Here is a 10,587-nt window from a genome sequence, read left to right as displayed (position 1 = left end):
CCGATGGTACTGCAGGGGGGACCCTGTGGGAGAGTAGGACGCCGCCGAACAATCATTCAGAGAAGGCCCCCATCCGGGATACGGATGGGGGCCTTTTCGTATGTCCGGACGCTTTCCGGTGCCGGCCGGCCGGAGCACCGTCCGGGAGGGGCGGCAGGGCCCGGCAGAAGGACGGGGGTGGGCCGGCGGTCGCCGTGGAGCCCATCAAAATCGCGCTAAAACTCCCAGCTCAGAGGCCCGATCGCTGGCAAAACAACGCCTGCGCCGTAGTCTCGAAGGCGAAGGGAACTGGTGTCCGGGATGGCCGCCAGGTTCGGCCGGATCAAGAATGGTGCACATGGGACGCGGCAGGCTACGGATCTATCTCGGGGCGGCACCCGGGGTCGGCAAGACGTACGCCATGCTCGCCGAGGCGCACCGGCGGCTGGAGCGGGGGACGGACGTCGTGGTGGCGTTCGTCGAGGACCACGGGCGCCGGCTCACGGCGGAGCGGGTCGCCGGCCTGGAGGTGGTGCCGCGGCGGGAGTTGACGCACCGCGGGGCCGGGTTCACGGAGATGGACCTGGACGCCGTGCTGGCGCGCCGGCCGCAGGTGGTACTGGTGGACGAGCTGGCGCACACCAATGTCCCGGGGTGCCGGCGCGAGAAGCGGTGGCAGGACGTCGAGGAACTGCTCGCGGCCGGGATCGACGTCATCTCGACGGTGAACATCCAGCACCTGGAGTCGCTCGGTGACGTCGTCGAGGGCATCACGGGCGTGCGGCAGCGGGAGACCGTGCCGGACGAGGTGGTGCGCCGGGCCGACCAGATAGAGCTCGTCGACATGTCGCCGCAGGCGCTGCGGCGCCGGCTGGCGCACGGCAACGTGTACGCGCCCGAGAAGATCGACGCGGCGCTCGCCCACTACTTCCGGCCGGGGAACCTGACGGCGCTGCGCGAGCTGGCGCTGCTGTGGACGGCCGACCGGGTCGACGAGTACCTGCAGAAGTACCGCGCCGAGCAGGGCATCCAGGGGACCTGGCAGGCGCGCGAGCGGATCGTGGTGGGCCTGACCGGCGGTCCGGAGGGTGCGACGCTGATCCGGCGGGCGGCCAGGATCGCGGCCCGTGGCTCGGGTGGCGAGCTGCTGGCCGTGCACATCTCGCGGTCGGACGGGCTGGCGGGGTCGGGCTCCGGCTCCTCGCAGGCGCTGATCGAGCAGCGGGCGCTGGTGGAGAGCCTGGGCGGCTCGTACCACGCGGTGCTGGGGGACGATCCGGCCGCCGGGCTGCTGGACTTCGCGCGGGGTGTGAACGCGACCCAGATCGTGCTCGGCACCAGCCGCCGGCCGGCCTGGCAGTACGTCTACGGGCCGGGTGTGAGCGGCACGGTGACCCGCGAGTCGGGCGACATCGACGTGCACATCGTCACCCACGAGCACGCGGCGAAGGGCCGCGGCCGGATCCCGATCCGCAGGGTGACCGACCTGGGTCGGACGCGGACGATCGCGGGCTGGCTGATCGGGCTGGCCGGGCCGCCGCTGCTCGCCCTGGTGCTCGGTAACATCCGGGGCCTCGGCCTGACGACCGACATGCTGCTGTTCCTGTCGCTGACGGTGTGCGCGGCGCTGGTGGGCGGGCTGTTCCCGGCGATCGCCTCGGCGCTGGTCGGCTCCACGGCGCTGAACTACTACTTCGCCCCGCCGATCCACGCCTTCACGATCTCCGAGCCGGAGAACATCATGGCGGTGGCGATATTCACCGCGGTCGGCATGGCGGTGGCCTCGGTGGTCGACCTGGCGGCGAGACGCACCCACCAGGCGGCCCGGAGCCAGACGGAGGCGCAGACGCTGAGCGCGCTGGCGGGCACGGTCCTGCGCGGGGCGCCGAGCGGGGACGGGGTGCTGACCGCGCTGCTGGAGCAGGTCCGGGAGACCTTCCAGCAGGACGCGGTGGCCCTGCTGGAGCGGCCCGATCCGGTCGGGCCGTGGCTGGCGGTGGCGACGGCGGGTCCGCGCCCGCCGGAGCGGCCGGAGACCGCGGACGTGGACGTGCCGGTCGGGGAGACGCTGGCGCTGGTGCTGCGCGGCAGGGTGCTGCCGGCCGGGGACCGCAGGCTGCTCGGGGCGTTCGCCGCCCAGGCCGCGGCGGTGCTGGAGCGCCGGAGGCTGGCGGGGGAGGCGGCGGCGGCCCGGCGGGAGGCCGAGGGGAACCGGATCCGGACCGCGCTGCTGGCGGCCGTCTCGCACGACCTGCGCACACCGCTCGCGGGGATCAAGGCCTCGGTCAGCTCGCTCCGTTCGGCGGACGTCGAGTGGGACGAGGAGGACGAGGCGGAGCTGCTGGCCGGGATCGAGGCCGGGGCCGACCGGCTCGACCACCTGATCAACAACCTGCTCGACATGAGCCGGCTGCAGACCGGGACGGTCACGCCGCTGATCCAGGAGACGGACCTGGACGAGGTGGTGCCGTTCGCGCTGGGCGGGGTGCCCCCGGAGGCGGTCCGGCTGGACGTGCCCGAGACCCTGCCGATGATCCGGGCCGACGGCGGACTGCTGGAGCGTTCGCTCGCCAACCTGATCGAGAACGCCGTGAAGTACAGCCCGGCCGGGCTGAAGGTGCTGGTCAAGGCCGACGCCCTGGAGCCGGTGGGCGGCCCGGGCCGGGTGGAGCTGCGGATCGTGGACCGCGGGCCGGGGGTGCCGGAGGACGCCAAGGAGCGGATCTTCGCGCCGTTCCAGCGGTACGGGGACGCGCCGCGCGGGGCCGGGGTGGGCCTCGGGCTCGCGGTGGCGCGCGGCTTCGTCGAGGCGATGGACGGCACGGTGACCGCGGAGGACACCCCTGGAGGCGGGCTGACCATGGTGGTCACCCTGCCCGCCGTGGAGCGGGTCCGGGAGGCGCCGGCCGGTCCGGGGGTTCCGGAGGAGCTCGAACCAGGGCTGCTTCCGCCGCCCGCCTGACCGTTCACGACCGTTGTACGACCTATTCCGATCCGACTGCCCCGAAAGGCGGAGCCCGCATGACCCGGGTCCTCGTCGTGGACGACGAACCGCAGATCGTCCGCGCGCTGGTGATCAACCTCAAGGCCCGCAAGTACGAGGTCGACGCGGCGCACGACGGTGCGAGCGCGCTGGAGCTCGCCGCCGCCCGCCACCCCGACGTCGTGGTCCTCGACCTCGGGCTGCCCGACATGGACGGGGTCGAGGTGATCAGGGGCCTGCGCGGCTGGACCCGGGTGCCGATCATCGTGCTCTCCGCCCGGCACGCCTCCGACGAGAAGGTCGAGGCACTGGACGCCGGCGCCGACGACTACGTCACCAAGCCCTTCGGCATGGACGAGCTGCTGGCCCGGATGCGGGCCGCCGTGCGCCGGGCCGAGCCGGTCGCCGGGGAGGACGGTTCGACGGTGGTCACCGACAGCTTCACTGTCGACCTGGCGGCGAAGAAGGTGAACCGGGACGGCACCGACATCCGCCTTACCCCGACCGAGTGGCATCTGCTGGAGGTGCTGGTCCGCAACGCGGGCCGCCTGGTCAGCCAGACCCAGCTGCTCCAGGAGGTCTGGGGCCCGGCCTACCGGACCGAGACGAACTACCTGCGGGTCTACCTCGCCCAGCTGCGGCGCAAGCTCGAACGGGACCCCTCGCACCCGCGCCACTTCATCACCGAACCGGGCATGGGCTACCGCTTCGAGGGGTGAGCGGACGGGCCGGATCCGGTGCGCGGGCGGCCGTCCCGGAGTGCCCGGAGGGGTCCCCCGGGGGCCGGGTCCGGCCCCCGCGGCCTGCCGCCGGTGCCCCCGGAACCGGTACCCTTCCGGCATGAGTGGTGACAACAGCAGCGGGCCGCCGCAGGGGCGCTTCCGCCGCATGCTCAGCCGGCTGACCTCCTCCACGGAGGAGCTGGAGGCGGAGGAGCTGCGGCAGGAGAGCGCCGCGGAGTCGGGCTGCACGCCGATCGCCAGCTGCGGGGACCGGGAACTGGTCACCGTGGCCGGCACCCTGCGCACCGTGACGCTCCGCCCGCGGGCCGGTGTGCCGGCCCTGGAGGCGGAGCTCTTCGACGGCACCGAGGCGCTGGACGTGGTCTGGCTCGGCCGCCGCTCGATCTCCGGCATCGAGCCGGGGCGCCGACTGGTCGCCAGTGGCCGGATCAGCCATGCGCGCGGCCGTCGCGTGCTGTTCAACCCCCGCTACGAGCTGCGTCCGGTCGGACACGGGAGCGAATGAGCGTGAGCAAGCAGCCCGGCGGCGAGCCCGCCGCCCAGCTCGGCCTGGTGGAGATCGACGCCGAGGAGGCCGCCCGTCAGGCGCGGGCCTCCCGGGAGGCCGCCGACACGGTGATGAAGGCCTTCGGCGGCGTCCGGGGCATGATCGACATGACCCTGCCCGGCCTGGTCTTCATCGTCACGTACAACATCACCCACAAGGTGCCGGCGGCCGCCTGGGCGGCGCTGGGCCTCAGCGCGCTGTTCGTGGTGGTGCGGCTGCTGAAGCGGGAGACCGTCCAGCACGCCTTCAGCGGGGTGTTCGGCGTCGCGATCGGTGCCTGGATCTCCATGAAGACCGGCAAGGCGGAGAACTTCTACCTGCCCGGTCTGCTCTGGAACGTCGGCTACTGCGTGGGCCTGGCGGTCTCGGCGCTGGTCCGCTGGCCGCTGATCGGCATCATGCTCGGTCCGGTGACCGGCGAGATGTTCACCTGGCGCAAGGAGAACCCCGGCCGGCTGGCCGCCTACACCAAGGCCACCTGGGCGTGGGTGGCGATCATGGGCATCAAGCCGCTGATCCTCTTCCCGCTGTACTTCACCCACAACGTGAACCTGCTGGGCTGGCTCAAGGTCGCCCTGGGCATCCCGCCGCTGCTGCTGGCGATGTACGTGACCTGGCAGATCCTGCTGAAGGCGCCGCCGCCGATCAAGGCGCAGCCGGACGAGGAGCCGGAGCAGGTCCCGGCCGAGCACACCGGCCCGGTGCGGGGCGGGCACCCGGCGCAGCACGAGCACTCGGTGTACGGCGACCGGCCCGCCGGGGAGTCGGCCCGGCGCACCTGACCCGGCCCGTCACCGCACGGCGGAGGGCCCGCACCCGGAAGGGGTGCGGGCCCTCGGCGTTCTCCGCGGCCGCCGCGTGCCGCGGGCGGCCCCGGAGCGGGCTACTGGGCGCCGGCCGAGCCGGAGAGCAGGTTCTCCAGCTCCTCCTCGCGCTCCTGGGCGGCCACGAAGAGCAGCTCGTCGCCGCCCTCCAGGGTGTCGTCCTTGCCGGGCACCAGCACCCGGCCCTCGCGGATGATCGTCACCAGCGCGGTGTCCGGCGGCCACGGCACGTCGCCGACGCGGGTGCCGACCAGCTCGGTGTCCTCGGCCAGGGTCAGCTCGACGAGGTTGGCGTTGCCCTGGCTGAAGCGCATCAGCCGGACCAGGTCGCCGACGCTCACCGCCTCCTCGACCAGCGCGGACATCAGGCGCGGGGTGGAGACGGCCACGTCCACGCCCCAGGACTCGTTGAAGAGCCACTCGTTCTTGGGGTTGTTCACCCGGGCGACCACCCGGGGCACGCCGTACTCGGTCTTCGCGAGCAGCGAGACGACCAGGTTGACCTTGTCGTCACCGGTCGCGGCGATCACCACGTGGCAGCGCTGCAGCGCTGCCTCGTCCAGCGAGGTGATCTCGCAGGCGTCCGCCAGCAGCCACTCGGCCATGGGCACCCGCTCCACCGAGATGGAGTTGGGGTTCTTGTCGATCAGCAGGACCTCGTGGCCGTTCTCCAGCAGCTCGCCCGCGATCGAGCGGCCGACGGCGCCGGCTCCGGCAATGGCGACTCGCATCAGTGACCCTCCTTCTCCGGGCCCTGCGCGAACGCGGCCTCGACCGCCGTCAGGTCGGACCGGCGCAGCATCACGTGCACCAGGTCGCCCTCCTGCACCACCATCTGGGGCGAGGGCAGCACGCCCTCGCCGAGCCGGGTGACGAACGCCACCCGGGTGCCGGACGCCTCCTCCAGCGCGCTCAGCCGGTGCCCGAGCCACTCGGGGGCGTAGGCGACCTCGGCGAGCTGGACGGCGCCGCTGGGGTCCTGCCACAGCGGCTCGGCACCGCTCGGCAGCAGCCGGCGCAGCATCTGGTCGGCCGTCCAGCGGACCGTGGCGACGGTGGGGATGCCCAGGCGCTGGTAGACCTCGGCGCGCCGGGGGTCGTAGATCCGGGCCGCGACGTTCTCGACGCCGAAGTTCTCCCGGGCCACCCGGGCGGCGATGATGTTGGAGTTGTCACCGCTGGAGACGGCGGCGAAGGCACCCGCCTCCTCGATGCCCGCCTCCCGCAGGGTGTCCTGGTCGAAGCCGACGCCGGTCACCCGGCGGCCGTTGAAGCCGGCGCCCAGGCGACGGAAGGACGTCGGGTCCTGGTCGACCACGGCCACCGAGTGGCCCTGTTTCTCCAGTGCGCGGGCGAGCGCGGAGCCCACCCGGCCGCAGCCCATGATGACGATGTGCACCGGCGCTACCTCACCCGTCCTATAGGGGCCATGACCTGCGCAAACACCGTTCGTTCTCCGTTTCCCCGCCCCGTTGTCGGGGTGGGCTTCCTTGGGGGGCTCGGTACGACAACGTGAGTGTTGCCCGCCCGCTCGTATCCGACACGCTAACCGGTCCACCGAACACAGTCGCGACGAAGGGTGGCACGAACAGGGGGCGTCCGTCGGACCGGGTCGCCGACTACCCCTACGATTCCTTAACGTGCCTATGCCGACTGACCTACCGAAACGCATCCTCATCGGGCGTGCGCTGCGCAGCGACAAGCTGGGGGAGACACTGCTCCCCAAGCGCATCGCGCTGCCCGTCTTCGCCTCGGACGCGCTCTCCTCGGTGGCGTACGCGCCCGAGGAGATCCTGCTGACGCTCTCCCTGGCGGGCGCCTCGGCGATCCACTTCTCCTGGCAGATCGGCGTCGTCGTCGCCATCGTCATGCTCGCCGTGGTGGCCTCGTACCGGCAGAACGTGCACGCCTATCCGAGCGGCGGCGGCGACTACGAGGTCGCCACCGTGAACCACGGCCCGAACTCCGGCCTGGTGGTCGCGAGCGCGCTGATGGTCGACTACATCCTGACCGTGGCGGTCTCCACCACCTCGGGCGTGGCCAACGTGGTGTCGGCGGTGCCGGCCCTGCGCGGCCACGAGCTGACCCTGTCGGTCGTCGTGGTCATCGTGCTGATGGGCATGAACCTGCGCGGCGTCCGGGAGTCGGGCTCGGCCTTCGCCGTCCCCACCTACGCGTTCATGGTCGGCGTGCTCGGCATGGTGGTGTACGGCGTCTTCCGGCACTTCGGCCTGGGGCAGGACATGCCGGCCGAGAGCTCCGGCTTCCACCTGGAGGCGACCCCGGGGAACGACTCGCTGGCCGGCTTCGCCATGGTGTTCCTACTGCTCAAGGCGTTCTCCTCGGGCTGTGCGGCGCTGACCGGCGTGGAGGCGATCTCCAACGGCGTGCCGGCGTTCCGCAAGCCGAAGAGCAGGAACGCGGCGACCACGCTGCTGATGATGGCGACCATCGCCGTCGTGATGTTCATGGGCATCATCTGGCTGGCCCGGCTGACCGGCGTCCAGATGGCCGAGGAGCCCGAGCACCAGCTGGTCGGCGTGCCCGGCGACTACCACCAGAAGACCGCGCTGGCGCAGATCAGCGAGGCGGTGTTCTCGAACTTCACACCGGGCTTCTACTTCGTCGCCGCCGTCACCGGGCTGATCCTGGTGCTGGCCGCGAACACGGCGTTCAACGGCTTCCCGGTGCTGGGCTCGATCCTGGCCCAGGACCGCTACCTGCCGCGCCAGTTGCACACCCGCGGCGACCGGCTGGCCTTCTCCAACGGCATCATCCTGCTGGCGCTGGCCGCGATCCTGTTCATCATCGCCTTCGACGCGGACCCGACCCGGCTGATCCAGCTGTACATCGTGGGCGTCTTCGTGTCGTTCAACATGAGCCAGTCCGGCATGATCCGGCACTGGACCAGGAACCTGCGCACCGAGACCGACCCGGCCAGGCGCCGCCACATGCAGCGCAGCCGGGCGATCAACACCTTCGGCCTGGTGATGACCATGGCGGTGCTGATCGTCGTGCTCGCCACCAAGATCAGCCACGCCTGGATCGCGATCGCGGCGATGGTCGTGCTGTTCGTGATGATGAAGGCGATCCGCCGGCACTACGACCGGGTCTCCGCGGAGCTGGTCGCCGCCGAGGAGCCGGACGACGTGGTGCTGCCCACCCGGGTGCACGCGATCGTGCTGGTCTCCAAGCTGCACAAGCCGGCCCTGCGCGCCCTGGCGTACGCGCGGCTGGCGCGGGCGCACACCCTGGAGGCGGTGACGGTGAACGTCGACCCGGCGGACACCGCGGCGCTGCGCGCGGAGTGGGACGAGCGGGGGATCGAGGTGCCGCTCAAGGTGCTGGACTCGCCGTACCGGGAGATCACCGGGCCGGTGCTCGACTACGTGAAGAACCTGCGCCGCAGCAGCCCGCGCGACGTGGTGTCGGTGTACATCCCCGAGTACGTGGTCGGCCACTGGTACGAGCACCTGCTGCACAACCAGAGCGCGCTGCGGCTCAAGGGCCGGCTGCTGTTCAAGCCGGGTGTGATGGTGACCTCGGTGCCGTGGCAGCTGGAGTCCTCGGAGCGGCGCAAGCCGCAGAAGGCCTGGTCGGCGCCGGGTGCCGTCCGCCGAGGTGAGCCCCGGGTGCCGAAGGCCGTAAAGTCGGAAGTCTCGGCGAAGCCCGCCGGGCCGGCCGACGGCAGTAAGAAGGACTCCTCCCAGTGACGCGCAACACCCCGCCCCGTTCCCACGGCTCCTCCGGCAAGGGTGCCCGAAAGGGCGGTGCCTCCGGCCGGCCCGGTCAGGTCGCCCGGCCCCGCTGGGGCAAGCCGTCGCGGCCGGAGGCGACCGACCGCGACGGGTTCACCGCGCGGACGGCGCCGCTCGCGCCGGAGGAGCGCGCTCCCGAGCGCGCCGAGCCGGAGCAGCGCTCCGCCGAGCGGTCGGCCGACCGCTCGCAGGGCCGTTCCGCCGACCGTTCCGCGGACCGTTCGGCAGGCCGCTCCGCGGAGCGCGGGCGGCGGGAGGCCCGGGAGGGCGCCGACGCCCGCGAGGGCCGGGACGGGCAGCCCAAGGGCGGCGCGCGTCCCCGCAAGCAGACCGTCCGCCCGCCGAAGTCGCTGCGCGGCTCCGCCCGCGCGCCCCGGGCCGAGGCCGCGCCCAAGGCGCCGTCCGGCGACCCGCTGGTCGGCGAGCGGTACGAGGTCGAGGTCGGCCCGGTCGCGCACGGCGGCGGGCACTGTGTGGCCCGGCACGAGGGCCGGGTGCTCTTCGTCCGGCACACGCTGCCGGGCGAGCGGGTGATCGCGCAGGTCACCGAGGGCACCACCACCTCGCGCTTCCTGCGTGCCGACGCGGTGGAGATCCTGGAGCCCGCCAAGGAGCGGATCGCCCCGCCGTGCCCGTTCTCGGGCCCCGGTAAGTGCGGCGGCTGCGACTGGCAGCACGTGACGCCGGGCGGCCAGCGCAAGCTCAAGGTGCAGGTGCTGACCGAGCAGCTGGCCAAGCTGGCCGGGCTGACCCCGGCGGAGGCCGGCTGGGACGGCAGCGTCGAGCCGGTCGGCGGCAAGCTGCCGGCCGGCCGGGTCCCGGCCTGGCGCACCCGCGTCCAGTACACCGTCGACCAGGAGAGCGGCCGGGTCGGGCTGCGCAAGCACCGTTCGCACGAGGTCCAGCCGGTCGACCACTGCCTGATCGCCGCCGAGGGCGTCACCGAGCTGGGCGTGGAGGCCCGTGACTGGCCGGGTGTCGTCTCGGTCGAGGTGATCGCCGCCTCCGGCTCCTCGGACCGCCAGGTCGTGCTCACCCCGGCGCCGGGCGCCCAGCTGCCGCTGGTCGAGCTGGACCGCCCGGTCTCGATCGCCCGCATCGACGACCAGGGCAACACCCACAAGGTGCACGGCCGCGGCTTCGTGCGCGAGCGCGCCGCCGGGCGGACCTGGCGGGTCAGCGACGGCGGCTTCTGGCAGATCCACCCGGAGGCGCCGGACACCCTGGTCGGCGCCGTCCTGGAGGGCCTGGACCCGCAGTGGGGCGAGAACGCGCTCGACCTGTACTGCGGTGCGGGCCTGTTCGCGGGCGCGCTGGCCGACCGGGTCGGCGAGGACGGGGCGGTGCTCGGCATCGAGTCCGGCAAGCAGGCCGTCGCCGACGCCCGGCACAACCTGGCCGCGCTGGAGAACGTCCGGATCGAGTGCGACCGGGTGGAGACGCTGCTGCCGCGCACCGGCATCACCGCGACCGACCTCATCGTGCTCGACCCGCCGCGCGCGGGCGCGGGCCGGGAGACCGTCGCCCACCTGTCCGGGCTCGGCGCCCGCCGGATCGCCTACGTGGCCTGCGACCCGGCGGCCCTCGCCCGTGACCTGGCGTTCTTCCGGGAGGGCGGCTACCGGCCGCTCTCGCTGCGGGCGTTCGACCTGTTCCCGATGACGCACCACTTCGAGTGCGTGGCGATCCTGGAGCCCGTCGCCGGCGAGTGACGCGCAACGGCGGCGGAGGCGGTGCCCGGGATCCCGGGCAC

At 72.8% G+C, this 10,587-nt stretch carries 8 protein-coding genes; 6 read left to right on the top strand and 2 right to left on the bottom strand.

The features are described from left to right. Positions 1 to 337: 337 nt before the first annotated feature. The 4 genes from ACFCX4_RS29905 to ACFCX4_RS29890 all read left to right on the top strand — a co-directional run bounded on the left by ACFCX4_RS29905 (position 338) and on the right by ACFCX4_RS29890 (position 5,034). Positions 338 to 2,941 carry an ATP-binding protein gene (locus tag ACFCX4_RS29905; RefSeq protein ID WP_376149117.1) on the top strand — a complete coding sequence of 868 codons (2,604 nt, stop codon included), beginning with the start codon at positions 338 to 340 and terminating at the stop codon, positions 2,939 to 2,941. A gap of 59 nt (positions 2,942 to 3,000) precedes the next feature. After that, complete coding sequence (locus ACFCX4_RS29900; RefSeq protein ID WP_376149114.1) at positions 3,001 to 3,681, top strand: response regulator; 681 nt, start codon at positions 3,001 to 3,003, stop codon at positions 3,679 to 3,681. Between the two features lie 121 nt (positions 3,682 to 3,802). Then, complete coding sequence (locus ACFCX4_RS29895) at positions 3,803 to 4,210, top strand: OB-fold nucleic acid binding domain-containing protein (protein WP_376149111.1); 408 nt, start codon at positions 3,803 to 3,805, stop codon at positions 4,208 to 4,210. Continuing rightward, positions 4,207 to 5,034 (top strand): DUF3159 domain-containing protein, encoded by an 828-nt coding sequence (locus tag ACFCX4_RS29890; protein WP_376149108.1) that lies wholly within the window; start codon positions 4,207 to 4,209, stop codon positions 5,032 to 5,034. Before ACFCX4_RS29895 ends, ACFCX4_RS29890 begins: the two co-directional genes overlap by 4 nt. A gap of 101 nt (positions 5,035 to 5,135) precedes the next feature. Here ACFCX4_RS29890 and ACFCX4_RS29885 read toward each other — a convergent pair whose 3' ends face one another. After that, positions 5,136 to 5,807, bottom strand: a complete 672-nt coding sequence (locus tag ACFCX4_RS29885; RefSeq protein WP_376149106.1) for a potassium channel family protein — start codon at positions 5,805 to 5,807, stop codon at positions 5,136 to 5,138. Next, complete coding sequence (locus tag ACFCX4_RS29880; RefSeq protein ID WP_376149103.1) at positions 5,807 to 6,475, bottom strand: potassium channel family protein; 669 nt, start codon at positions 6,473 to 6,475, stop codon at positions 5,807 to 5,809. Before ACFCX4_RS29880 ends, ACFCX4_RS29885 begins: the two co-directional genes overlap by 1 nt. Before the next feature lie 247 nt (positions 6,476 to 6,722). Between ACFCX4_RS29880 and ACFCX4_RS29875 the strand changes: the two genes are divergently transcribed. Further along, positions 6,723 to 8,789 (top strand): APC family permease, encoded by a 2,067-nt coding sequence (locus ACFCX4_RS29875; RefSeq protein WP_376149100.1) that lies wholly within the window; start codon positions 6,723 to 6,725, stop codon positions 8,787 to 8,789. Between the two features lie 458 nt (positions 8,790 to 9,247). Beyond that, entirely contained in the window at positions 9,248 to 10,546 is a 1,299-nt protein-coding gene (locus ACFCX4_RS29870; RefSeq protein ID WP_376149119.1) for a class I SAM-dependent RNA methyltransferase, read from the top strand. Positions 10,547 to 10,587 lie beyond the last annotated feature (41 nt).

This window comes from Kitasatospora sp. NPDC056327 (assembly GCF_042261735.1).
Classification (GTDB): Bacteria; Actinomycetota; Actinomycetes; order Streptomycetales; family Streptomycetaceae; genus Kitasatospora.
The sequence above is the reverse complement of the archived record's forward strand: the minus strand, read 5'-3'. Positions and strand labels throughout refer to the sequence as shown.